The 24,020-nt window shown below is 62.8% G+C and carries 17 protein-coding genes; all 17 read right to left on the bottom strand.

The genetic code is table 11. From position 1 onward, the window contains the following. Positions 1-290 precede the first annotated feature (290 nt). Positions 291-773, bottom strand: coding sequence for a poly-beta-1,6-N-acetyl-D-glucosamine biosynthesis protein PgaD (gene pgaD, locus INT12_RS27310; RefSeq protein WP_104904157.1), 483 nt, complete (start codon positions 771-773; stop codon positions 291-293). A 2-nt stretch (positions 774-775) separates the two neighbouring features. Next, positions 776-2,116, bottom strand: coding sequence for a poly-beta-1,6-N-acetyl-D-glucosamine synthase (gene pgaC / locus INT12_RS27305; protein ID WP_017845518.1), 1,341 nt, complete (start codon positions 2,114-2,116; stop codon positions 776-778). A gap of 2 nt (positions 2,117-2,118) precedes the next feature. Further along, positions 2,119-4,122, bottom strand: coding sequence for a poly-beta-1,6-N-acetyl-D-glucosamine N-deacetylase PgaB (pgaB, locus tag INT12_RS27300; protein WP_017845519.1), 2,004 nt, complete (start codon positions 4,120-4,122; stop codon positions 2,119-2,121). Positions 4,123-4,134: 12 nt separating this feature from the next. Continuing rightward, complete coding sequence (pgaA, locus tag INT12_RS27295; protein ID WP_017845520.1) at positions 4,135-6,615, bottom strand: poly-beta-1,6 N-acetyl-D-glucosamine export porin PgaA; 2,481 nt, start codon at positions 6,613-6,615, stop codon at positions 4,135-4,137. A 296-nt stretch (positions 6,616-6,911) separates the two neighbouring features. Then, positions 6,912-8,408: a YdgA family protein gene (locus INT12_RS27290; protein ID WP_193040690.1), complete on the bottom strand. Its 1,497-nt coding sequence runs from the start codon at positions 8,406-8,408 to the stop codon at positions 6,912-6,914. A 149-nt stretch (positions 8,409-8,557) separates the two neighbouring features. Further along, positions 8,558-9,190, bottom strand: coding sequence for a hypothetical protein (locus tag INT12_RS27285; protein WP_026139839.1), 633 nt, complete (start codon positions 9,188-9,190; stop codon positions 8,558-8,560). 96 nt (positions 9,191-9,286) lie between these two features. Next, positions 9,287-10,729 carry an efflux transporter outer membrane subunit gene (locus INT12_RS27280; protein WP_193040691.1) on the bottom strand — a complete coding sequence of 481 codons (1,443 nt, stop codon included), beginning with the start codon at positions 10,727-10,729 and terminating at the stop codon, positions 9,287-9,289. Then, complete coding sequence (locus INT12_RS27275) at positions 10,726-11,616, bottom strand: efflux RND transporter periplasmic adaptor subunit (protein WP_017845524.1); 891 nt, start codon at positions 11,614-11,616, stop codon at positions 10,726-10,728. The genes INT12_RS27280 and INT12_RS27275 overlap by 4 nt, the downstream gene beginning before the upstream one ends. Then, positions 11,613-11,822: a DUF1656 domain-containing protein gene (locus INT12_RS27270; RefSeq protein ID WP_017845525.1), complete on the bottom strand. Its 210-nt coding sequence runs from the start codon at positions 11,820-11,822 to the stop codon at positions 11,613-11,615. Before INT12_RS27270 ends, INT12_RS27275 begins: the two co-directional genes overlap by 4 nt. Next, entirely contained in the window at positions 11,819-13,897 is a 2,079-nt protein-coding gene (locus tag INT12_RS27265) for an FUSC family protein (RefSeq protein WP_193040692.1), read from the bottom strand. The genes INT12_RS27270 and INT12_RS27265 overlap by 4 nt, the downstream gene beginning before the upstream one ends. Further along, positions 13,894-14,325: a MarR family winged helix-turn-helix transcriptional regulator gene (locus tag INT12_RS27260; RefSeq protein WP_017845527.1), complete on the bottom strand. Its 432-nt coding sequence runs from the start codon at positions 14,323-14,325 to the stop codon at positions 13,894-13,896. Before INT12_RS27260 ends, INT12_RS27265 begins: the two co-directional genes overlap by 4 nt. Before the next feature lie 784 nt (positions 14,326-15,109). Further along, positions 15,110-15,526, bottom strand: a complete 417-nt coding sequence (locus tag INT12_RS27255) for a hypothetical protein (RefSeq protein WP_193040693.1) — start codon at positions 15,524-15,526, stop codon at positions 15,110-15,112. After that, on the bottom strand, positions 15,523-15,723 hold the full coding sequence (locus INT12_RS27250) for a hypothetical protein (RefSeq protein ID WP_152031976.1): 201 nt from the start codon (positions 15,721-15,723) through the stop codon (positions 15,523-15,525). The genes INT12_RS27255 and INT12_RS27250 overlap by 4 nt, the downstream gene beginning before the upstream one ends. A 219-nt stretch (positions 15,724-15,942) precedes the next feature. Beyond that, complete coding sequence (locus INT12_RS27245; RefSeq protein WP_017845529.1) at positions 15,943-16,179, bottom strand: DUF2789 domain-containing protein; 237 nt, start codon at positions 16,177-16,179, stop codon at positions 15,943-15,945. Between the two features lie 65 nt (positions 16,180-16,244). Next, the gene (gene cysC / locus INT12_RS27240; protein WP_017845530.1) at positions 16,245-16,832 is read right to left on the bottom strand and encodes an adenylyl-sulfate kinase; all 588 of its coding nucleotides are present in this window, start codon (positions 16,830-16,832) and stop codon (positions 16,245-16,247) included. After that, positions 16,816-18,330, bottom strand: coding sequence for a TolC family protein (locus tag INT12_RS27235; RefSeq protein ID WP_026139841.1), 1,515 nt, complete (start codon positions 18,328-18,330; stop codon positions 16,816-16,818). The genes cysC and INT12_RS27235 overlap by 17 nt, the downstream gene beginning before the upstream one ends. Before the next feature lie 40 nt (positions 18,331-18,370). Continuing rightward, positions 18,371-24,010, bottom strand: a complete 5,640-nt coding sequence (locus tag INT12_RS27230; protein WP_413469022.1) for a beta strand repeat-containing protein — start codon at positions 24,008-24,010, stop codon at positions 18,371-18,373. Positions 24,011-24,020: the final 10 nt, after the last annotated feature.

Below are 24,020 nucleotides of genomic sequence, written 5' to 3'. Positions count from 1 at the left end.
AAGCGCTCACCGGAAGTATTATTCCGACAAACGGCAACTATTTTGATGTTGATTCAGCGAATAACTTATTAATTGCCACTACTTGGCCATCAATTTATTGCCGAGTTAGGTTAGTACCGGGAAAGACGGAAAAGTTCGCAGGAGTTTTGTGAACCAGGGCTCATTTATCGAGATTGCAGGGCAAACCGATTGGCGACGAGCGGCAAACCTGATGCCGCAGAACCGCTGGAGGCGCTGTAGAGCCTCGCCGGGGCTCCACAGCGACCACAAAGAGCGGCGTGGTCTGGCCTTCAGCCGATGTCCTTGCCTTTTTCCTGGCCGGGCACCAGGGTCAGCGGCGGGCGTTCCACGTCGCGGGAGACATGGGATTTCACGTCCTCGACGCCGCCATGCTCATCGTTGTGGATGACCAGCACACCCGGCCTGCGCAGTTGCTCCAGGGCCCCCTCCTCCAGCTTAAAACTTTCACTGAGGTGCTTGTCGCTGAGCCTGTTGACCTCGGCGCGGCGCTGGGCGAACTTGCGTCCCTTGCGTTGCTGGTAACGCGCCCAGCTGATCAGGATCACAGCGTTGAACAGGGCGATCCACAGGTAGATCTGCAGGGTGTTGAGCGCCGCGAAAATCGGCGCTTCCAGGCGCGGGCCGCCATGGCTGTCAAGCATCGACGTAATGCCGCGCATCAGCAGCCAAATCAGCCCGCCCCAGGCCAGCAGGGTCAAGAGCACATCGATGCCCCACATCACCGGGTGTTGACGAGTTCGGACCAGTTTCATGATCACACGTCCTCATTGGCAGGTTTGATACCGCGATCCGGGCTGACCCAGCGTGCGCGCTTCTGATGCTGTTTGAACAACACCTTGGGAAAACTGACCAGCGTGGTGAACAAGCTGATCAGCCAGAACACCATCGGGTACCACACGGTCCAGAACAGGGTTTTCCACAGGTCTTTTTCGTAGCGCCGGTCGATCAGGATGCTCACGGCAAACTGCACCAGGCACACCATCGCCAGCACCAGCCCGGTAAAGGCCGGAGGCACCAGGGAGTCCACCGCAATCGCTTGGGGCAAGACCATGAATTTGCCCACCCCCCAGAAGATCACCGACAACAGGAAGGTGAAGGCCCAGCCGGTGGACAGGCAGTATTCGAACAGCAGCGGCCACAGGTAGCGATGCCGCCATTGCCAGATGCCTCGGATGTTCTTGAACAGCACTTCGGCGCCACCCTGGGCCCAGCGCAGGCGCTGTTTCCACAGGCCACCGACGGTTTCGGGCATGAGAATCCAGCACAGGCCGCGCGGCTCGTAGAAGATGCTCCAGTGATCGAGTTGCAGCTTCCAACTGACATCGATGTCTTCGGTGATCATGTCGGTGCTCCAGTAGTCGACGCGGTCGAGCGCCTTTTTACGGAACGCCACCACCACACCGGAGACCGTGAAGATCCGCCCGAACACACGCTGGGTGCGCTTGATCAAGCCGATGATCGAGGAGAACTCGCCGACCTGCACGCGGCCGATCAAGGTCGAGCGCGTGCGGATGCGTGGGTTGCCGGTCACGGCGCCCAGGCGCGGGTTGTCGAGCATCGGCGCCACCAGGTAGGCCGCCGCGTTTTTGTCGAGCAGCGCATCGCCGTCGATGCACACCAGGTACTCGCTGCGCGCCGCCACGGCGCCCATGCGCAAGGCCACGGCCTTGCCCTGGTTCTGCGCCAGGTGCAGCACCCGCAGGCGCGGATGCTCCAAGGCCAAGGCATCGAGCACCGCTGCCGTGTTGTCCTTGGAGCCATCGTTGACGGCGATCACTTCAATGTTCGGGTACACCTGGCCCAGCGCCGCATGAATGGTCTCGGCGGCGTTATCGCCTTCGTTGTAGCAAGGGATGATGATCGAGATCAGCGGGTTGCCGGCCAGGGTCGGCGCCGGCGTGTCTTCTTCCCACGGCCAGTGGCGCTCCCAGTGCAGCCAGAAGTACAGGCCGCCGGCGATCCACAGCGCCGACATGAACAGCGGGTAGAAGAACACGAAGTCCATCAGGAATTGCCCGGTGATCAGGAAGATCAAGCCCAGGGGCACGCCCAATACCAACGCCAGTACGAATAAAGCCAGGATTCTATCGAACATGGTCAAGGGTTCCATTGGTTGGAAAGGGCCGGACGCACGGTTTTCAAGTCCGGGGAATTTTCCAGGAAGTTGTCCGGGTAGTAGCCAAAACTCGTGACCCCCTGGCGTTTGAGTACATCCATCCATTCCGCCAGTTGCTCAGCGCTGATATCGGGCGCGGCCTTGGTACGCCAGTCTTTGGCTTGCAGTTCGAATACGGTACGTTCCAGCGCACCAGGGCGCGCCTTGACCGTGGCGACCAGTTTTTCCAACCAGGCGTTGGAATTCTTGAGTGTCTCGCCTTCCATCAGCGGCATGGCCATCGGCGCAGTCCAGTCATAGGTCTGGAGGAAGTCGTCGAGGTTCTGCGCGAACCACGCTTCGCTCTGCGGGTTGAGCATCGGCTCGGCGAAGATATTGCGTGCGGTCAGGACCTGCGGGCCACGGATAGCACGGAACTTGGCGGTCAACTCGTTGGTGAAGTCGATCAGGTAGCGACTCTTGAAACGGGTCCAGCGTTGCATCACTGCCGGGTCGGCGCGCAGGGCGGCGATGCTGTTCGGCAGGCCGTTGGCGGCGTAGACCTTGAGCGCTGCGGGGCTGGCGTCTTCAAAATCGCTGAGCAGCGCATCATCGTGATACAGCACACCATCGACGGCACTGTTGCTGCCGCTCGCCAGGTCTTGATAAATCTCGCCGATCATCTGCCGCACCTTCGGATCAAACGGTGACAAGCGCTGGTATTGATCCGGATCGGGGCCGACCTTGCCGGTTTCCGGGTCCCAACGTGTCACGCGCGGCAGTTTGGAATCGAGGGCGTAACTCAGCACCGGCATCCACGCAAACACGCTGGCGCGGGCACGGGTGTGCAACTGCCAGGCGACACGGTTGAACAAGTCGGCACGCATCGGCAGGTGGCGATTGGGGAAGTACAGCGAATGCACCAGACCGTCGCCCTTGGGGTCGGCGTAGGCTTGCAGGAATACCGTCACGGAGCCCATATCCACCACGCGCTGTACCAACACATCGAGGTTACGCGCCTGTTGCGCCGGGTCGGGGTCGTAGACATGGTCCAAGTCCACATGCAGCACGCGCAGTGGGGCCTTGGCCTGCACCGAGACCATGCTGCTGGCGAAGTGCTCGCCGTCCGGATCGGAGTCCACCAAAAAGCGCGGGCTGCTCATCAGCTTTTTCGAGTCGTCGAGGCCGTCGTCCAGGGTCAGCGCCATCTCGTAACCGTGTTCACTCACGACCGCGAGCGAGGTGCCGTCGGCTGCACCATAAGGCCATACCCAAACCCGCGGGGCCTTGCCGGTAACCGCACGGATCTTGTCTGATATCGCGACCACATCAGCACGCATCCGCTCCCGGAACTGCGCCTCGGTTTCGTAGCGATTGGTCGCTGGATCAAAGCGCCGCGTGGTGGCAGCCGGCTCCAGGTTGCCCTGGGGGTTAGCCAGGATGCCCTTGTGACTGGCGTCGGTGTGCGCGGCGATTTCCACCAGGCCGGATCGGGACACTTCCCGGATCTGCTGCCAGGTCAGGAAGTCTCCGCGTGGCCGTGGCGTCCCCGCGAAGTCCACCGGCTGAGTCAACGGCGTATCGATCCAGGTGCCCACCGGCGCCAGCAATGCCGGCCAGTTGTAAGCGCGCAGAATCGGCATCACGCGGGTGTAGAAACTGGAATAACCGTCGTCGAAACTGAGCATGACGGCTTTGGGCGGCAGCGGCGGCCCACCCCGGCGGGCGGCGAGGACTTGGTCCACGCTGACCGCCTGATAACCGTTCTCCCGCAGCCAGGCCAACTGCTCGATCAAACGCTCGGTGCGTACCGCCACCACCGCCTGGTCGGGGTCGGAATCATTGACGTCGTGGTAGGCGATGCCCAGGAAATGGTTTTTCGGCCACGGCGCTTCGTTGGCCAGTATCTGGCGCTCGGCGGGTGGAGTGAATGGCGCGGGTTGCTGGGCGCAGGCGGCGGCCAGCAATACACCCAGGACCAACAAGCAACGGCTGAGGAGGGTCATGGTCAGGCTCTTCTAGAAACGGTAAGTGAGGTCGACGAGCAGGCGCAGATCGCGTTCGCGATCACCGTCGTAAGTTCGGCTGACCAGGCTCAGGTTGGCGCCGGCTTCCAGCACGTCGTTCCAGCGAAAGCGTTGGCCGTAGCCGATCAAGCCGACACCGCCCGTGGAGTAATCCTGCTGACGGTAAGCCCCCGCACCGAGCTGGAACTGCTGACTCCACTGGGTCTCGTAGCGGTGATAGAGCACATGGTTGACGGTGACGGTGGGCATCACGCCGACGTCCGACTTCGGGTTGAAGTACAGCGTGTCTTCTTTGCTGTTACGGCTGGCACTGACTTCCAGGCCCAACTCCACTTGCACCTTGGGCGAGCTGTAGACGCCTTCACGGCCGGTGAGCATGGCTTCGAGGCGGTCATTGCCGTCGCTGAAATGGGACGGGCTCACGGCGAGTTTCCACTCGCGGCTTTCATTGGCACGCCAGCGGATGAACCCGCTGCCGCCGTTGGCCGTGACGTCGGTATTGAGCGCCCGCAACGGCGTGGTCGCCGCGAGGTAGTCGAGGCTGCCGCCGTATTGCCAGTGGTCGTTGATGTCGCGGGCAATCGATACGCGCGCGCCTTGCTTGGAGCCAAAGCCGTAGGAGTGGTTGGAGACCTCGGCTTCAAGGGTCATGTCACGGGTACGCCGTTCCACGCCCACGCGCTGCCAACGGTGATGGCCAGTGCCTTCGGTAAAGTCGGCGGTGGCGTAACCGGCGCCGGCGAACAGGCGCCAGTCTTCGTCGATGGGCGGGGTATAGATCACGCTTTCAATGCCCCAGTCACGGCTACCCGTTATCGCGCCGGATTCTGCGTCATTGCTGCCACCGTAGCTTTTACCGGTGTAGGCCTCCACGCGCACTTCGGCCATGTCGTGTACATCGCGCAGGCGACTGAGGCGCTGTACCTGACGGTTTTCCGGGGCGCGGGCGACGACGTCGTCGGTGAGCAGGTCGAGTTGGCGCCACTCCTGCAGGTCCAGCGCAGTGAAGCCTTGAGACATCTCCACGCCAACGTCACGCGGGCTTTGGTTTTCCGTTTCCTTGAGTGAGTCTTCAGCGCGTCTTGGCCACTCACGGGCACGGTACATCTCCGCCTGCGCCAAACGCACACCGATGCTGCCTGGGGCTTTATTTCCCAGGTCTTCGAGGTTTTTTTCACTGGCGTTCAGGTCATCGCCGTAGGTTCCGGCCTGAGCCGCCAACTGTTGGGCGTCCATCCACTCGTCGTTAGGGTTGCCGATGGGCAGCCCCTTGAGTTCAACCCTAGGTTTCTCGGTGCTGGCCAGGTTATTGGCGACCGCGCGCGCCTCTGGCACCTGGTCGCTTTCCAACAAGGCGTAGAACAAGGCCGAGCTGTCTTTAACATGATCACCGGGGTCAGCGTCTGCAGCCGTCACCGCCTGGCGATACAGCGGCACAGACTTTTCCGGCTGGCGCTGGTCGAGGTAGGCGGCAGCCACCCAGCGCACGGCGTAGGTCGGCAGTTGCACACCTTCGGCCTTGAGGATTTCGTATTCGCTGATCACCTCGGCAGTGCGGCCCCGCGCCTTGAGCGCGCCGAGGCGGTCGATGCGCCAGACCACCACGTCGTCTTGGGCGCTGGCGTCCGGGGTCCAGCGGGTGAGCAGTTTGTCGTAGGCTTCGAGCGCGCGGTCAGCGATGACAAAGCGTTCTTTTTCAGTGCGCGTAGCGAACTCGGCCATGCGTACCCGCTCGGCGGCCAGGTCGCCTTCGAGGCGGCGCTGGGTGACGGCGTCCACCAAGCCCGGGCGCTGGGCCGCCAGACGCAATGCCGGCTCCGGCAGTCGGGCCTTTTGCAGGGCGACGATGTATTCGCGGGCCACTTCAGGCTTGTCGCCGGCGCGGATAAACGCTTGGTCGAACTCGAACAGGGCATCGTAGTTCAAGTCGGCGCGAGTCAACGCGTAGCCCAGCGCCATGCGCCGGCTGGGGTCGTCGGGCTTGGCCGCGACCAATGCGCGGGTGCGCTGCACGGCCTCGCTGGCTTGGCCGCCGTCGGCCTGGGTCAACGCCAGGCCCAGTTGTAAGTCGGTATTGTTCGGTTCACGCAGCAATGCCTGGCGATACACCGCCTCGGCCTTGGCCCACTGCTGTTGGTTGCGATAAGTGCGTGCCACCGTGGCGAGCGCCTGGGTGTTCAGGTTGCGATTCTTGCCCTGGGCCTCATACACCTTCAGCACTTCGGCGTCCTGGCCGGCCCACCCGGCGATCACCAGATGGTCGCTGACCTGGCCCGCTGTCTGCCGTTCGGCAGGCAACTGGCGCAGTTGGGTCAGCGCGGGGGTGAAGTTGCCGTTGCGCGCCTGGATGATCAGGGCGTCATAGGCCGGGTCGGCCACGGCGAAGGTGGGCATCAGCAACTGACTGCACAAGGCGACCCCGATGAGCAGTCGCAACCGGCCTGATGCACTGAGTGGTGGGTTTGGCAACATATCGCGAGCTTCCTTACACACGGAAAGCTGTAACGATAGGTGGTCCTGAGCAATTTGCTGCAGGGTGCCGGCGTCTCGGGACCCGGCCTAGCTTTCCTGTGGAAACTATCCCTCAAGAAAATAGGAAAAAGTCCAATTCAGAACAATTGTTCAGAATTGCCCGACACACTAAAAAATGAATACGGGGGCGGACTTGCCGGAGATAACGGGGTATCAGCCAATCGCCATGGCGACTATTTGACCCGTATCACCCGCAACTCCGCCCCCGCAGATTTTTTTTAACGGTGCAGCAATTATTACTGCGCGCCGCCCATCGCACCGACTTTGGACATGACGAAGGAGAGGAATTGTTCAACCGTCATCTTCTGGCCGTTGAACGTCACTTCGTTGTTGGCGTAGTGCAGCTTGGACACCACGTCGCTGCCAACCAGGGTCGCCAGTTGCGTACCGACGGCCATGCCGCTGATCATCTCGCTGGCCATCTGGGATTGCTGTTCGATGGCTTCAGGGTCGGTCACACCACCGAGCTGCGCTTGCAGGGCGGCAACGTCGGCGATCATTGGCTTGGACAGGCTCAGGTTGGCATCGAGCAACGCGATGATCTGCTTGCCCAGCTCCAGCGGCGGCAGTTCCATGCTGCTTGGCTTGGCCAGGTCCACGACCAGGCTGAATTTGCTTTCGCCACCGGTGGTTTTCAGCGACAGGTTTTCCACCGCCACTTGCGGCTTGGCGGCCAGCAGTTGGTTGACGTTGGTATCGGCCAGGGCCTGCTCGGCGTCGCTCAGTTGCAGCTCGGGTACCGGTTCACCGGCGGCAGCGGCGGCCTGCACGGGTGCCATCTTGTCCTGATAGAGCTTGGTCAGCACCAGCATCGACGGCACGTCGACGTTCTTCATGCTCAGGGCCATGGCGGCCGAACCCACGGGTTTGCCCTGGTAACCGATCTCGTCGATCTTGTAATCGACGCGCCCGGCCAGGTTGTTGTCCTTGGTGTCGCTGGTGTCTTTCTGCTCGAAGCCCTTGAGGGTCAGCACGGCCCTCTGCGGGCCCATGGTGAGCTTGGTGTCGGTCAGTTCCACGGTGTTCTGCCCGGTGTAGAAACCGAACGTGGATTTTTCCAGGTTGCTGGCCACTGTCAGCCCGGCCAGTTCGGCTTCGAACGGCGAGCCATTGGCGTCGACGACGGCGACCTTGAGGCTGTTCATGTAACCGTCGGCCTTGACCTTCTTGCCTTCGGCGCTGCTGTCGAAGTTCAGGTTGGCACCGGAGAAGCTCACCGACGACTTGTCGTCCTTGAACGCCAGGGGCAGCAATTCGACGTTGCCGTTGACCGAGAGGCTGTAGCCGATGTTGGCCACGCCCTTGAGCGGCGACACGTCTTTGGCGGCGGCAAACCACTTCTCGGTGGTGGCGTTCTTTTCCAGCGCATAGTGACTGGTGGCCATGACCGGCAGCCATTTCAGCGTGACCAGGCGCGACAACGGCAGCGGGCCGTGTTCGATATGGTCGACGAACAGCAATTCAGGGTTCGGGTTGTCTTCGCCGAAGACCGCACCTTGTGCTTTCAGGCGGTAATGGGCGGTGCTGCTGAACACGCCACGCTCCAGGGACACCAGCTCAAGGGCCATCGTGCCGTCGACGCCGGCCATGGAGGTCTTCAGTTCCTTGTTGGCGTTCTGGATCGCGGTTTGCAGCACCGGTTCCAGTTGCTTACCGGTGTACCAGGCGCCGCCTGCACTGACGACGCCAACGGCGACAACAAAACCCAAAAGAACGACTGCTGGCTTATTCATGAGGTGACCTGATCAAATCCTGTGAGAAGTGGGCTGTCTTCCTTGAACCTCGAGTGAGGTTGGCTCAAGCCCGCCGAAAAACGGGGGGAAGATTAGCACTGGCGGCCGCGAACGGCCCAGACTTTCAGAGGGATCAGTTCCACGCAAGTTCAGGAGTATTCCGTTTCGATCTCGTCCAACTGATGGTCGAAACTCTTCAACCGGGCGGTCCAGGTGTACACCAACACCTCGAATTCACGGTGTATCACGGCATTACCGGGGGTATCGACCTTGGGGTCGCAGAAGTCCAGTTGGTAGCGCTCGCGGGCCATCTGCGTGGCCACATCGGACAATTCCCGCGCATTATTCAGCCAATGCCTACCGTCGGCGACCTGCCGATCCAGCAGCACGCATTGTTTTTTCAGGGTCTCGAGGCTTTTTTCCAGGGGCGTGCCGGTCAGGTCGCCCATGACTTCCTGGAAGGTGCGCCCGGGCTGCCAATAGCTGCCCCAGAAATAGCGGTCGAACACGGTTTCGACCCGGCGCAGGGCGACCTTGGTGTCCCAGATCGCGACGCGGGTCTTGCCTTGTTCGAGGAGTTTTTTCTTCACCTTTTGGTTTTGGTAGGACGCCCAGGCGACGACGCCGATGGACAAGGTGCCGATCACCAGGCAGGCGCTGTCGAGAAACACCATGGCCGTGTCGATTCGGTGAGCGAGCATGACGCCGTAGAAGTAGGCCGCCGATAACAACACCAGTGCGAAGCACACGCACCAGAAAGCGGGAGCATAAGGGTTTTTCATTATTGGAATCCCCATGAGCAAACGCGAGCTGTGTCAGGCGGGCCCCCTGCCGGTCAAAAAGCATGGCGGCCCGCTTGTCAAAGCATAGCTAGCTGCTCAGGGTTTGCCGGGCTGTGAGGCTTGCGTTCGTCCGCTTTCCCAGCCGCCGCCCAGGGCCAGGAACAGATCGATCTGGCTCATGGCAACCTGGGTGTTGGCCGCCGCCAGTTGCGCGCGCACATCGGTGTAGGTGCGCGTGGCTTGCAGGTCGGCGAGGAACGATGCGCGGCCGGCCTGGAAGAAGCGGTGGGTCTGGTCTGCGGCTTCCTTGGCCGATGCGTCGGCTTCGGCCAGGGCATCGCGGCGCTGTAACTGCGCGGTGTACTGCGCCAGGCCGGTCTGGGTTTCGCGGATGGCGTTGAGCACCACCCCATCGAAGTGCGCGAGGGCGCCCTGGGTCGCCGCTTCGGCTTCGTGGATGCGCGCGCGGGCGCCGTTGGTCGGCACGGTCCAACTGATCATCGGGCCAAAGCCCCAGCGGTTGGTGGCCGGTGTGCCGAGATTTTCGAGCAACCCGACCGTGCTGATCGAGGCGCCGATGCTGATGTCCGGGTACAGCGCGCCCGTGGCCACGCCGATGCGCGCAGTGGCCGCGGCCAGTTGGCGTTCCGCCTGGCGCACATCGGGGCGACGCTTGAGCAGCGTCGCGCCATCGCCCACCGGCAGCAGTTGGGCGATGTGCGGGAGTTCGGCGCACGTACCGGTGCCCGCCGGCAGTTGCGCCACTGGCTTGGCCAGCAGCATCGACAGGCGGAACAGCCCGGCCTGGCGCGCAGCTTCGTAGCGCGGCATGTCGGCGCGCAAGGATTTGTACTGGGTCTGCGAGCGGGTGACCTGGGTTTCATCGCCGCGCCCGGCGTCGCGCAGGCGCTGGGTCAACGTCGTGCTCTGGGCTTGCAGGTCGAGGGATTCGTTGGCGATCGCCAGCTCTTCGTTGGCCGCGCAGACTTGCGTGTACGAACGCACCACATCGGCGACCAGGGTGATCCGCGCAATATCGGCCGCAGCCTGGGTTGCGTCGGCGCTGGCCTGGGCGCTTTCGATGCCGCGCTGCAAGGTGCCGAACAGATCGAATTGATACGAGGTGGTGATCCCCACGCTGCCGATGTTGCCCACCGGGACTTTTTCCGAGAGTAAAAACGCTTCGCCGGACTCTTGCAGGCGCTGGGCTTCGGCCTTGGCGCCGGCACTCCAGCCGCCGACGGATTCAGCCTCCTGCACCTGATAGCGCGCCCGCTGCAAGTTGGCGGCGGCGACGCGCAGGTCGGTGTTGGAAGCCATGGCCTGGCGCACCAGTTCATCCAGGCGCGGGTCGTTGTACAGCTTCCACCAGTCCGCCGGCACCGGCGCCGAGACCACGTTGGCGCCCTCGCCCGCCAGTTGCCCTTGCAGGTCGCCACGGTTCATGGCGGCCTTGTCCGGCAGTCGATAATCCGGGCCGACCACCTGGCAGGCTGACAACAGCACACCCAGCGCCGCGGTTGCCAAAATCTGCTTCATGGCTGGGCTCCGTCCTTGGGCTTGTCGCCGATGATCGACACCGTCGCGGTGCGCCCGGCGATCATGCGAAAGTCCGCCGGCACCTCGTCAAACGCGATACGCACCGGAATCCGCTGGGCCAGGCGCACCCAACTGAACGCCGGGTTGACGTTGGGCAGCAGGTTGGCGCCGCTGCTGCGGTCACGGTCCTCGATACCGGCGACGATGCTCTGCACATGGCCGTGCAGGCGGGCGCCGTCGCCAATCACACGGATATCGACGCCCATGCCGACGTGGATGCCGTCGAGCTTGGTCTCTTCGAAGTAGCCGTCGATATGGAAGGAGTTGCTGTCCACCACCGACAGCACCGGGCGCCCGGCGGTGACGAACTCCTGCGTGCGCGGCGCACGGTCGTTGACGTAGCCGTCCACCGGGCTGCGGATCACCGAACGGTCGAGGTTGAGTTGCGCCGAGTCCACCGTCACTTGCGCTTCGGCCAGGGCCGACTGGGCACGGGCGACGCGGGACTGGCTTTCTTCCAGTTGCTCGCTCGGCACCAGGTTGCCCAGGCCACGGTTACGCTTGTACTCGCGCTGGGCCTGGGCCAGGGTTTCCTGGCGGTCGGCCACGGCGGCCTGGGCCTGGCGCAGGGCCAGCTTGAAGCGGTCCTGGTCGACGGCGAACAGCACCTGGCCTTTGCTCACCAGTTGGTTGTCGCGCACGTCGACGCGCTGGATCAGCCCGGACACGTCCGGGGCGATCTGCACGATATCGGCACGGATGTGGCCGTCACGGGTCCAGGGCGCAAACATGTAGTACATGACCATGCGCCATACGACGACGACCGCGAAGCTCACGATCAACAACGTCAGGACGACACGGCCGATGGTCAAAAAAGGTTTTTTCATGTCATCAGGTATCGACTGAGTGAGTCCACCGCGCCCAGCAACAGCGCGTAGAGCCCCACGTTGAACAATGCCCGGTGCCACACCAGGCGATAAAAGTGCAGACGGGTCAACAACCCATGCACCAGCAGAAACAACAGGTACGCAATGCCCATCAGCACCAGCAGCGTGGGCAGGAACACCCCGCTGACATCCAGATCACCGATCATAAAGGCGCTCCATCAGGCAGCGGCGCCTCGGTCTCGGTGCCGCCAATCAATTCCACACCGGGCAACAGCGCCAGGCGCAGACCCACCAGGGCATGCAACAGATGCAGGCGGGTGTCGTCTTCGTCTTGCAGGCCTTGGCCGTTGAGGGCGCGGCGCGTGCGGTCGAGGGTCATCAGCAGGCCGCTCGGCGAGGGCAAGCGTCGGCCCGCCTTGAGGCAGGCCTTGTAGTAAGCGCCGACGCCTTCCACCACTTGGCCGAGCAACACCCGCGGTACGCCGTAGATCCGTGGCGAGTAGGCCAGCAGGTCGAGCAGGTTCAGCGCCACGCGCAAATCGCGCAGGGCGACGCCGGTGTCATGGCCGATGATGGCCAGGCGCGGCAGGTGCTGCATCAAGCGGTCGAGCATTTGCGCGGCCAGGTACCGTTGTTCGGCCAGGTTCGCCGGTTCGGTCAGGCCGACGATGTCGTGCCAGGTGAACCGGGTCAGGCGCTTGGCGGCCAACTCGGCACCGAAGGGCCGCGCGATCAGCGTCCACACAAAGGCAAACAGCAGGCCCACGGGCCCGGCCAGGTTGACGTTGGCGAAGTTGAGGAAGTCGGCGTCATAGGCGCCCTGGATGCTGATGAACGACGAGGTGTTCACCAACGTCAGCAGCATGCCCAGGTAGAAACGCGGTTGGACCGTGAGTGTGCCGATGCAGATAAACGGCACCGCGAACGCCAGCACCAGCATGGGGAAATCGTGCAGGTTGGGCAGCACCAGGAACAGATACAGGCTGGCGAACAGCACCGACATGGCGGTCCAGAAAAAGAACCGGTAGATCTGCGGCGCCGGGTCGTCCATCGACGCAAAGAAGCTGCAGGCGACGGCTGCCAGGATCACGGCGCTGCCGCCGTCGGTCCAACCCAGCAGAATCCACAGCACCGAGGCGACGATGATCGCGGTGACGGTGGAAAACGCCGAGTAGAACATCAGGCCACGGTCGAGAAAAGGCGTCAGGCGGCCCAGGCGCCAGTGGCGGTAAACGGCGCGCCAGGTGTCCTGGCTCTCGCATTGGATCGCGGCCTGCAGGCTGCGGCAGTCTTGCCACAGGTCGATCCACTCACCCAGGCGATACAGGGCGTTGGAGAACAGCAGCGTGTGGCGGTCGTCCAGCGCTTCGCCTGCCGGTTGCAGCGCGTCGAGTTGGTCACGCAGGGTGCGCCAGCGTTCCAACGGGGCCGACTCGGCGGTGCTTTGCAGCCACTGATCCGTGGCCTCCAACAGCGGCGCGAGCGTTTCGAGAAACTCCGGCGCACGGTGTTCGATGGCGTATAGCGCATCGTCGAGCGCATCCACCACCGGCAGCAGGTGGATCATCCGCCCGCGCAGTTCCTTGGTGTTGCGCACCGTCTGCGGCCGGGCGCCTTCGTGGGGCAATTGGCCGATCATCAATTCCAACGTGTTGAAGGTGGCGACCATGCCGCCGCGCAAGGCGCTGACTTCGTCGCGCGCCACGTTGCGGCTCATAAAGCGCTGGCTGTAGACCTGGGCGTCGCTGAACCACTTGGCCACCGAGCCATCGAACACCGGCATCAGGCGCCGCGGCCAGAACATCGCGCCGACCACCGCCGCCACCGCGATGCCAAGAAAGATTTCCTCGGTGCGCGCTTCAGCCACGTCCCACACCGTCAGCGGGTTATCCACCACTGGCAAGGCGATCAGCGGCAAGGTGTAGCCGGCCAGCATCAGGGCGTAGTTGTTCGCGGTGCGCAGGTGCATGGAGAGAAACAGCAGGGTGCCCGTCCACAATGCAATCACCACCACCAGCAGGTAGGGCGATTGCACAAACATCGGCACGAACACCACCGCCGCCGCCGCGCCCATGAAGGTGCCGATTGCACGGTACAGCGCCTTGGAACTGGTCGGCCCGACAAACGGGCTGGAGACGATGTACACCGTGGCCATCGCCCAGTACGGACGCGGCATTTGCATGAGCATGGCGATGTACAACGCGATCATCGACGCCGCGAACGTGCGTACCCCGTAGAACCAGTCCCTGGCCGGCGGCATGCCGGTAAAAAATCCTCTCAAGATGCTGCAACCACAGGGTATTGATGCGCGACTTCAAAGGCGCGCAACACGCGCAGCGCAACCTCCATGTCCGCAGGCGCAATATCGGCCAGCACGTCGCGGCGCAGGCGCACCAGTTGCGCCTCCACCGCCTGTACCAGCTCACGGCCCCGCGCGGTGAGGCTCAAGGCCTTGGCGCGGCGGTCGTGGGTGTCTTCGCTGCGGCACACATAGCCGCCGCTGCACAGTTGGTCGAGCAGGCGCACCAGCGACGGGCTTTCCATCCCCGAAGCCTGGGCCACTTTGACTTGATGCACCCCGTCGCCCAGGCGGCCGATCATCAGCAACGGCACGGCGCAGGCTTCGGAAATACCGTAGCTCACCAGCGTGTTCTGGCAGATTTTGCGCCAATTACGGGCGCCCACCACCATGCTGCTGCTGAGGTTCATCTGGAGTTGTTCGAGGGTCTTGGGCACTGGATCGTTCACATACAGTTAGTTTGCTAACTATCAATATGGTGGATGGCGCTAGATGCGTCAAGTTTTGAAACAAATTTAGCGGATGGGTGGTGTCGGTAAGTAAAGCGGGTTTGGCGTGAGGGTTGGATTTTCAGCGATAGCCGCAGCGCCGCATGACCCATGTGGGAGGGGGCTTGCCCCCGATAGCGGAGGTTCAGGCAATACATGGTTGACTGATCTGCCGCTATCGGGGGCAAGCCCCCTCCCACATTTGGATCGGCGTCGGCTCAGGATTGCTGTGCGGCCTGCCATTCAGGCGTGGCGTGGGTAAGTAAAGCGACTTTCAGTGTGAGGGTTGGATCTTCAACAATAGCCGCAACGCCGCATGACCCATGTGGGAGGGGGCTTGCCCCCGATAGCGGAGGTTCAGGCAATACATGGTTGACTGATCTGCCGCTATCGGGGGCAAGCCCCCTCCCACATTTGGATCGGTGTCGCCTCAGGATAGCTGTGCGGCCTGCCATTCAGGCGTGGCGTGGGTAAGTAAAGCGACTTTCAGTGTGAGGGTTGGATCTTCAACAATAGCCGCAACGCCGCATGACCCATGTGGGAGGGGGCTTGCCCCCGATAGCGGAGTGAAGGCAATACACGGTTGACTGATCTGCCGCTATCGGGGGCAAGCCCCCTCCCACATTTGGATCAGTGTCGGCTTCAGGATTGCTGTGCAACCGGCTTATTGACCGCTCAGTCTCCTAAGTGGCTCTGCCGGAAAATATCAGCACCTTTTGCTCCACCGCCAGACGCTCCAGACTTTCACTGCCTCGGATACAACAACTAACGCAGCCATTAACACCACGTTGTAGTTAGGAACAAGCTGAGCACCCACTAGCAACAGCGAAAAAGAAGGCACAATAAAAGCCAATCGCAAGGGTGTTTGAAGGTAAGTAATCCACCTCACCTGTTCACGTCCAAGAAAGAACAGCAGGCACGAGATCACGATGGGAACTTGCAGCAGCATGGCAAAGCCGAACATGTATAACTGCACAACGCTATGATCACGCAGCACCCATAAAGCACTTTCAAGATCACTTAAATAAGGAATCCTTCCCTCTATTGCGCTGGCCACTGCATAGCGAATCAGATAAAGGGCATCCATGGCTCCCCAAAACCAAAAAACATGCTTGCGCGTCATTTTCCTGCGTCCTTTGATCTTTTTTCCCCAGAACAACAAACAGGGGAAATATTGCATTCACCAAGAAGTTCACTCAGTCCCTGCAACGCATAAGGCGCACGGAAAAACTCCCTTACTTTGCTGTCGGCAAAATAGGGACTCTCGATTTTTGTGAGGTCATATTGTTCAATTTCAGTGCGGGGGATCAGTCGTTTCATGTTGTGTCCAGAAGAAGGAGTCAGCCCCGTTGATAAGGGTTCCTCACTCTGCCCACCATCATTCCCAACCTCGTGTATCACCCGCCCCAGCGCGCAGGTCGATTGCCATGGTGCGAAGCTTTCCAGAAAAAATTAACTGGGCCGCTTACAGCCCAGTTTTTTACCGCACACTAATTTTTTTTACATTACGGCATTTCATCAAAGATTTTTTTACACCTCTCAATTACGCCGCAACATCAGGTTCAACTCATCCACCACTTCAGCCCAATCCGCATCTTCCAGAATTTCCTCACGCAAAAACGCTTTCTGGCTATCCGTCCAGAAAAACGCATCGGCCAGTTCCAGGTCCGCCTTGAGCGGTGAGTGCGCGGTGACGAATTGCTCGATGCCGGCAGGGTCGTCGGCCAGGCCGAGTTGTTTGAACAGGGAGGGCAAGCTGTGTTCAGGCGATTGCATGATGAGCTCCGGATAGATGGGTTTATCCGAGTCTAGCCCTCACCCACGGCAGGCGCGAGCTTGCGCTACAGGGTTTGCAACCATACCTGCAGTTGTGCGACGCATTGCTGCACGGATAGCTGGCCGGTCTCCAGGACCAGGGCGGCTTGCGGCGGCGGTTCGTAGGGCGAGCCGATGCCGGTGAACCCCGGCAGTTCGCCGCGTCGGGCGCGGGCGTAGTGGCCTTTGGGGTCGCGGCGTTCGCAGATGTCCAGTGCGGCGTTGCACCACACTTCCCGATAGTCCGCGCCCAGGCGGTCGGCGAGTACCGCGCGTAATTCGACCAACGGCGCGATCAGCGCCAGGATCACGATTTGCCCGTTGTCCACCAGCAACGCCGCCAGTTCGGCGGCGCGGCGGATGTTTTCCAGGCGGTCGCCGTCGGCAAACCCCAGGTCTTTGTTCAAGCCGCCGCGCAAGGCATCGCCGTCGAGCACGATGCTGTGTCGGCCTTGTTCGAACAACGCCGCCTGCAGCCCTTGGGCCAGGGTCGACTTACCCGACGCCGGCAGGCCGGTCAGCAGGATCGCCACGCCGCGATGACCGTTGCGAGCCTCACGCTGGGCACGCGTGATGCTCGCGGTCGGTGCCACCAGGTTACTTGACGGCGGCACGGGGCACCGGGGCGGCGATGTTGCCGGCGGCCCATGCCGATTCGCGGCCGGCCAGCGCGGTGGCGATGGACTGCACGCGGTCGGAATCGACCTGCTCCGGCAACGGGTCGAGCCCGGCGCTGGCGAAGATCTGGCCGTAGGCGTTGCGCAGGTCGGCGTAGGCCAGGTCGCGGCGCAGGTCGGCTTGCAGGGTATTGAGTTCGCCCTGGATCAGGTCCAGTTCGCCCAGGCCTGCGGCTTGGTGACGGTTGCGCAGTTGGGTGAGGATCTGCCCGTCGATGTCGGCCAGCTGTTCGTTGGTCTTGAACTGGCGCACGGCGTCCTGGAAGTTCGCGTTGGCGACGTAGAGTTGCGCCAGCACCGCGATGGACATGGCCTGGCGCCGTGCGGTGGCGACTTCTTCGCCGGCCTTGGCGACGTCGATGGCCGCCGGGGCGGAGAGCACGTTGAACAGGTTCCAGGTGACCTTGGCGCCGTAGTCGGCCCAGCGGTTGTCCACCAGGAACGAGTTGCTGTCGTAATGCCCACCGGCCGAGAATTCCAGGCCCGGCAGCAGGCGCAGCATGGCCTTGCGGGTTTCGGCGGCGCTGATGCGGGTCTGGTAGTCCTGCTCGCGCAGTTCAGGGCGGTTGGCCAGGGCTTCCTGTTCCAGGCTGGCGAAGTTGACCTTGAGCTGCGGCACGGCGTAGTCGTCCGGCGTGGCCAGCTTGAGGTCGGTGCCCATGGGCAGGTTGATCAGGGTCGACAGTTCGGTCTTGGCGAGGGAGAGCGCGCGGCGCTGTTCCTGCAATTGGCGCGTGGCTTCGATCAGCGAGCGCTGGTAGCCCAGGGCCTGGATCGGGTCGCCGATACGCTGCTCGCTCATGCTTTGGCTGTTGCTCTGGGCCTGGTCGACCCGCGCCATCAGGCTGTCGATCTGGGTCAGCAGGCGTTCGGCCGCGACCGCCCGCCAATAGGCCGAGCGCACGTCCTGGACGATGGTGTTGATCACCTTGCGGCGCCGCTCCTGGACGATCAGGCGTTGGTCGCCTTGCTGTTTGGCACTGATGTAGCTGACGCCAAAGTCGAGGACGTTCCACACCATGGTCAGGTCGGCCACGCGACGGTCGCGGTCCTGGGATGTCGACGGTTCCAGGGACTGGGTGCCGGTGAGAACACTCTGGCTGCTGGAGGCGTTGGTGTTGTTGCGCCCGGCGTAACCGGCGGACAACGCCATGCGCGGCAGCATGTCGAAACTGGCGAGGTCGAGTTGGCGCTTGGCCAGCGCCTCCTCCATGATCTTCAAGCGCCCTTCGAGGTTGTATTTAACCGCCCGGGCCATGGCCTGGTGCAGTGTCAACGGGCCGTTCAATGGCTCCTGATCCTTGTACATACCGTGCAGGTCGCTGCGGGCTCGCTGCTCACTGACACTGCGCTCAATCGGCTCGCTGGTGACCGCACAACCGCCGATCGCCAGCGCCAGCACGCTGGCGCCGAACAACTTATGAACTGTATTCATCCTTGGACTGCCCCTGTTACTGCGCCTTGATTTAAGTGTGTCAGGCCTGCATTTCGCTGATGCCGACCTGTTGCAATGCCTTCGCCAGGTCAATCACCTGACGCTGTTCCACGTCTTTGATCTGCTGCAATTGCTGGCCCAGGGTCGGGGCGCCGAACACGCCCCGCAGGCCTTGGGCCGCGTCACCGCCGCCCTGGATCGCTCGGCTGTCGAACGCCTTGAGGCCACTGTCCCCGCCGCCACTCTCACGATTGAACAACCCCGACAAGGTGCTTGAACCAAACACCCCGCCATCGCCGCCGCCAAAACCGAGGAAGCCCTGCGCGCCGCCGTTCGCGCCACTGTCGCTGTTGAACACCTGGGCAATGAAGCTGGGCGCCAAGGCACCGTTGCGAATGAAGATGCTACCGATAGGCGGCAAGCCCGCGCCCATCTCGCGCTGTTCGAACAACGGCGGGAAGCCAATGGGTGAACCCAGGTCGCCCGCGGGCCGGCCAAACACGATCGGTTGCAGCGGCACATCCGGCGCGCCGGGTGGCGGTGCCGGCTCGGTGACGCGGAACAGCGGGTCGCCGGTCAGGGCAATGGTGTTGATCGCGTAGTTGTTGGAATTGGCATAACCGCTGCCGGCGTTGCCCGTCATGTCATTCACCAGGCCGGTGTCGAGGGTGATGAAGTTGCTCGGGTCGTTGAGGTTGGCCGTCGGTGTGAGGGTCGCGGTCCAGGTTTTGCCGCCGTCGTTGCTGGCCAGGTTGGACAAGGTGCCGTTGGCCACGCTGAGGTCATCCAGCGCGAAGCCGCTGACTTTTTCACTGAAGGTAAACGTGACGGCGGTGGTCTGGCCGACGGTCAGATTCGGGTTGGCAATGGTGATAGTCGCCGTCGGGCGTTCGCCATCGATCACAAAATTGTTCGAAATCGCAATGCCGCTGCCGGCGTTACCGGCAGCATCGTTGACCTGGCCGGCGTCCAGCACGATCACGTTGGTCGCATCGGTAATCGCCGCCGTCGGGGTCAGGGTGGCGGTCCAGGTTTTGCCGCCATCGTTGCTGGCCAGGTTGGACAGCACGCCGTTGGCCACGCTCAGGTCAGACAGATCGAAACCGCTGACGGCCTCGCTGAAGCCGATGGTGACGGTGGTGGTCTGGCCGATGCCCAGGGTGCCGTTGGCCACCGAAATGGTCGCGGTCGGGCGCTGGGTGTCGATCGCATAGTTGTTCGAATCGGTGCTGCCGCTGCCCGCGTTGCCGGCGGCGGTCTGTACGCCGCTGTTGTCCAGGCTGATCAGGTTGCTGGTGTCGGTCACGTCGGCCGTCGGCGTCAGGGTCGCGGTCCAGGTCACGCCGCCGTCGCTGGAGGCCAGGTTGCTCAGCACGCCGTTGGCCACGCTCAGGTCGGCCAGGGTGAAACCGCTGACAGCCTCGGAGAAGGTGATGGTCACCGGGGCGGTCTCGCCGGCCTTGAGGGCGGTGTCGCCGACCACGATGGTCGCCGTCGGCAGCACGGTGTCGATGCTGTAGTTGGCCGAGTCGGTCGTTCCCGTACCGGCGTTGCCGGTCAGGTCGGCAATGCCGGTATTGGCCAGGGTGATCACGTTGCTGGCGGCGCGGATACCCGCCGCCGGTGTGAAGAGAGCCGTCCAGGTGATGCCGCCGTCGCTGCTGCTGACCGCGCTCAGGGTGCCATGGGCGACGTTCAGGTCACTGTTGTCAAAACCGCTGACGGCTTCCGAGAACGTGACCGTGACCAAGGAGGTTTCGCCGGCACTCAACACAGGGTCGGCCATCACGATGGTCGCCGTTGGCCGCTGGCTGTCGATGGCGTAGTTGTTGGAGTCGGTGGTGCCGCTGCCGCTGTTGCCCGCCAGGTCGGCGATGCCGGTGTTGTCCAGGGTGATCACGTTGCTGGTGTCGGTGACGCCGGACGTCGGGGTGAACGTCGCGGTCCAGGTCACGCCGCCGTCCGCGCTGCTCACGGTGCTCAAGGTGCCGTTGTTGACCGTCAGATCGGCGTTGCTGAACCCGGTCACCGCCTCCGAGAAGGTGATCACCACCGCTGAGCTGCCACCCACGCCGAGGGCCGGATTCGCGACCACGATGGTGGCCGTTGGGCGCACGGTGTCGACGACGTAGTTGTTCGAATCGGTGGTGCCTCTGCCGCTGTTGCCGGAGCCGTTTTGCACACCGCTGTTGTCCAGGGTGATCACGTTGCTGGTGTCGCTGATCGCACTGCTCGGCGTGAAAGTCGCCGTCCAGGTCACGCCGCCGTCGTTGCTGCTGACGGAGGTCAACGTGCCGTTGGCGATCGTCAGGTCGGCGTTGGTAAAACCGCTGACCGCTTCGGAGAAGGTAATGGTGACCAGCGAGGTGTCGCCGATGTTCAGGGCATTGTCGGCGACGACGATGGTTGCGCTCGGCTGCACCGTGTCGATGGTGAAGTTACCCGAGTTGGTGACACCGCTGCCGGCGTTGCCGGCCAGGTCGGTGTAGCCGGCGTTGTTCAGGCTGATCAGGTTGGTGGTGTCGCGGACGTTGCCGGTCGGTGTGAAAGTCGCCGTCCAGGTCACGCCGCCATCCGCGCTGCTGACGGTCGAGAGGGTGCCGTTGGGTACGCTCAGGTCGCTGTTGTCAAAACCGCTGACGGCTTCCGAGAACGTGACCGTGACCAAGGAAGTTTCGCCGGCACTCAACACAGGGTCGGCCATCACGATGGTCGCCGTTGGCCGCTGGCTGTCGATCATATAAGCGTTGGACGACGTGGTGCCAGACCCGACGTTACCGACGCCATCGGTCACACCGGTGTTATCCAGGACAATGTGATTGTTGTTCTGGGTGACGCCTGCCACAGGCGTCAACGTCGCGGTATAGGTGATGTTGTCGCTGGTGCTCAGGCTGCTCAGGGTGCCATTGTCGGTGGTCAGATCGGCCAGGCTGAACCCGGTCACAGCTTCGCTGAAAGTGATGGTCACCAGCGACGAGCCGCCGATCCCCAGGTGGTCGTTGTTCACCACCACCGTCGCGGTCGGACGTTGGGTGTCGATGGCGTAGTTATTGGAATTGCTGGTACCGACGCCGACATTACCCGACACCGCCGCCTGGACGCCGCTGTTGTCCAGGGTGATCAGGTTGGTGGCGTCGCTGATCGCGCTGCTCGGGGTGAACGTCGCGCCCCAGGTAATGCCGCCGTCGCTGCTGCTGACCGCGCTCAAGGTGCCATTGGTGATCGTCAGGTCGGCATTGCTGAAACCGGTCACGGCCTCGTTGAACGTAATCATCACTTGGGAGGAGTCACCGATTTTCAGCGTCGGGTTGGCCACCACGATGGTCGCCGAAGGCAACACCGTATCGACGGTGTAATTCGCCGAGTTGGTGGTGCCCGCGCCTGCGTTGCCGGCCAGGTCGGCAATGCCGGTGTTGGCCAGGGCGATCACGTTGCTCGCGCTGTTGGTGTTCGTCCCTGGGGTGAAGGTCGCGGTCCAGGTGATGCCGCCGTCGGCGCTGCTCAGGCTGCTCAGGCTGCCGTGGCTTGCCGTCAGGTCGGCGAGGGTGAAGCCAGTCACGGCTTCGCTGAAGGTGATCGTCACCAGCGACGTTTCGCCAGCGGTCAGCGCCGGGTCGGCGACCACGATGGTCGCGGTGGGGCGCACGGTGTCGATGACGTAGTTGTTGGAGTCGGTGGTGCCGGTGCCGGTGTTGCCGCTGGTGTCGCTATAGCCGGTATTGTCCAGGGTGATGACGTTGGCGGTGTCGGTGAGGTTCGCACTCGGCGTGAAGGTCGCGGTCCAGGTGATGCCACCGTCGTTGCTGCTCACCGCACTCAGGGTGCCATTGGACACCGTCAGGTCGACATTGGAGAAACCGACCACGGCTTCCGAGAAGGTAATGGTCACCAGCGAGGTCTGGCCAATGCCCAGGGAGTTGCTCGCAACCACCAGGGTCGCGGTTGGACGCACGCCGTCGATGGCCACGTTGTTCGACGTGGTAGTGCCACTGCCGGCGTTGCCCGCCACGTCCTGGACCCCGGTGTTGTCCAGGGTGATGTGGTTGCTCGCGCTGACGATACTCGCCGTCGGGGTAAAGGTGGCGGTCCAGGTGGTACCACCGTCGTTGCTGCTGACTGCGCTCAGGGTGCCATTGGACACTATCAGGTCGGCGTTGGTGAACCCGGTCACGGCTTCGCTGAAGGTGATGGTCACCAGCGAGGTCTGGCCGATGCCCAGGTTGGTGTTGGCGAACACGACAGTCGCGTTCGGCCGCGCGGTGTCGACCGCATAGGTGTTGGAATTGGTGGTGCCACTGCCGGCGTTGCCCGCGCCATCACTGACCGCGGTGTTGTTCAGGGTGATGACATCGCCGGTATGGGTAACCCCGGGGCTCGCAGTCAGGGTTGCGGTCCACGTGAGACCACCGTCGTTGCTGCCCAAGTTGCTCAGGATGCCGTCGGCGACCGTGAAGGCGCCGGCGGTGAGCCCGGTGACCGCCTCGCTGAAGGTGATGGTCACCAGGGACGTGTTACCGCTGATACTCAGTGCGGTATCGGACACCACAATGGTCGAGGTCGGCAGCACCGTGTCGATCGCATAGGTGTTGGACGTGGTCGTGCCGGTACCGGCGTTGGTCGCGGTATCGGCATAGAGGGTGTTGTCCAGGGTAACGACATTGCCGCTGCTGCTGTTGCTGGCGCTTGGTGTCAGGGTCGCGGTCCAGTGGATATTGTCACTGGTGGTCAGGTTGCTCAGGGTGCCGTTGGACGCCGACATGTCAGTAAGGCTGAAACCGCTCACCGCTTCGCTGAAGGTAATGTTCACCGTCGAGTTGACCGTGGTGCTCAACGTCGGCGCAACGACCGTAACGGTCGCGGTTGGGCGCACGGTATCGATGCTGAAGGTGTTGGACGAAGTGGTGCCGGTCCCCGGTGTCCCCGTCGACGTGGCGGTGACGCCGGTATTGTCGAGGACAATCTGGTTGGTGGCGCTGGTCACGCTCGCGCTCGGCGTAAAGGTCGCGGTGTAGGTGATGTTGTCGCTGGTAGTCAGGGTGCCCAGGGTACCGTTGCTAATCGTCAGATCGGCGCTGGTAAAGCCGGTCACGGCCTGGTTGAAGGTAATGGTCACCTGCGAAGTGCTGCCGATGTGCTGCGCGGTGTTGCTGACCACGATGGTCGCGACAGGGGCCGGACTGTAAGCGGTGTTCGCCGTTCCGCCGATATCGTTGAACAGACCGTTGACTGCTGTGGGTTTGCTGCCCGCCGAGGCGTTGGTGGCCAAGCCACCGTTACCACTGGCACCGGTATTGGCCGAACCGCCCAGCGCCGCGAAGTTGGCCGCCGTGATCAATACCGTGCCTTTGTTCCAGATGGCACCGACACCCAGGCCACCGTCACCGCCATTCAGAGTAGTGCCGCTGCCGGCCGCCGAACCACCACCGCCGCCGCCGCCGGCACCGATGTTACCGGTAATCGAGCTGGTGCCGACGATGGTCAGGGTGGCGCCGCTGGCGTTGTAGATACCGCCAGCCGCTCCGCCGCCCTTGCCACCGGCACCGTTCCAGCCGGAACCACCCCCACCGCCGCCGATCGACAAGCCGCCAGAGGTCGCTGTGCCGCCAGCGGAACCGTTGGTATAACCGTAGATGCCGGTCGAGCCGGCACCACCGCTGCTCGAGCCGCCGTTGCCGCCCATGGTGCTGTAG

Origin of the sequence: Pseudomonas sp. K8 (assembly GCF_014889455.1) — a bacterium.
Classification (GTDB): Bacteria; Pseudomonadota; Gammaproteobacteria; order Pseudomonadales; family Pseudomonadaceae; genus Aquipseudomonas; species Aquipseudomonas veronii.
The sequence above is the reverse complement of the archived record's forward strand: the minus strand, read 5'-3'. Positions and strand labels throughout refer to the sequence as shown.

Excerpts from the sequence above, each read along its gene's own strand:
- pgaD (WP_104904157.1), bottom strand. The coding sequence starts at position 773 with ATGAAACTGGTCCGAACTCGTCAACACCCGGTGATGTGGGGCATCGAT.
- pgaC (WP_017845518.1), bottom strand. The coding sequence starts at position 2,116 with ATGTTCGATAGAATCCTGGCTTTATTCGTACTGGCGTTGGTATTGGGC.
- pgaB (WP_017845519.1), bottom strand. The coding sequence starts at position 4,122 with ATGACCCTCCTCAGCCGTTGCTTGTTGGTCCTGGGTGTATTGCTGGCC.
- pgaA (WP_017845520.1), bottom strand. The coding sequence starts at position 6,615 with ATGTTGCCAAACCCACCACTCAGTGCATCAGGCCGGTTGCGACTGCTC.
- INT12_RS27290 (WP_193040690.1), bottom strand. The coding sequence starts at position 8,408 with ATGAATAAGCCAGCAGTCGTTCTTTTGGGTTTTGTTGTCGCCGTTGGC.
- INT12_RS27285 (WP_026139839.1), bottom strand. The coding sequence starts at position 9,190 with ATGAAAAACCCTTATGCTCCCGCTTTCTGGTGCGTGTGCTTCGCACTG.
- INT12_RS27280 (WP_193040691.1), bottom strand. The coding sequence starts at position 10,729 with ATGAAGCAGATTTTGGCAACCGCGGCGCTGGGTGTGCTGTTGTCAGCC.
- INT12_RS27275 (WP_017845524.1), bottom strand. The coding sequence starts at position 11,616 with ATGAAAAAACCTTTTTTGACCATCGGCCGTGTCGTCCTGACGTTGTTG.
- INT12_RS27270 (WP_017845525.1), bottom strand. The coding sequence starts at position 11,822 with ATGATCGGTGATCTGGATGTCAGCGGGGTGTTCCTGCCCACGCTGCTG.
- INT12_RS27260 (WP_017845527.1), bottom strand. The coding sequence starts at position 14,325 with ATGAACCTCAGCAGCAGCATGGTGGTGGGCGCCCGTAATTGGCGCAAA.
- INT12_RS27255 (WP_193040693.1), bottom strand. The coding sequence starts at position 15,526 with ATGACGCGCAAGCATGTTTTTTGGTTTTGGGGAGCCATGGATGCCCTT.
- INT12_RS27250 (WP_152031976.1), bottom strand. The coding sequence starts at position 15,723 with ATGAAACGACTGATCCCCCGCACTGAAATTGAACAATATGACCTCACA.
- INT12_RS27245 (WP_017845529.1), bottom strand. The coding sequence starts at position 16,179 with ATGCAATCGCCTGAACACAGCTTGCCCTCCCTGTTCAAACAACTCGGC.
- INT12_RS27235 (WP_026139841.1), bottom strand. The coding sequence starts at position 18,330 with ATGAATACAGTTCATAAGTTGTTCGGCGCCAGCGTGCTGGCGCTGGCG.
- INT12_RS27230 (WP_413469022.1), bottom strand. The coding sequence starts at position 24,010 with ATGGGCGGCAACGGCGGCTCGAGCAGCGGTGGTGCCGGCTCGACCGGC.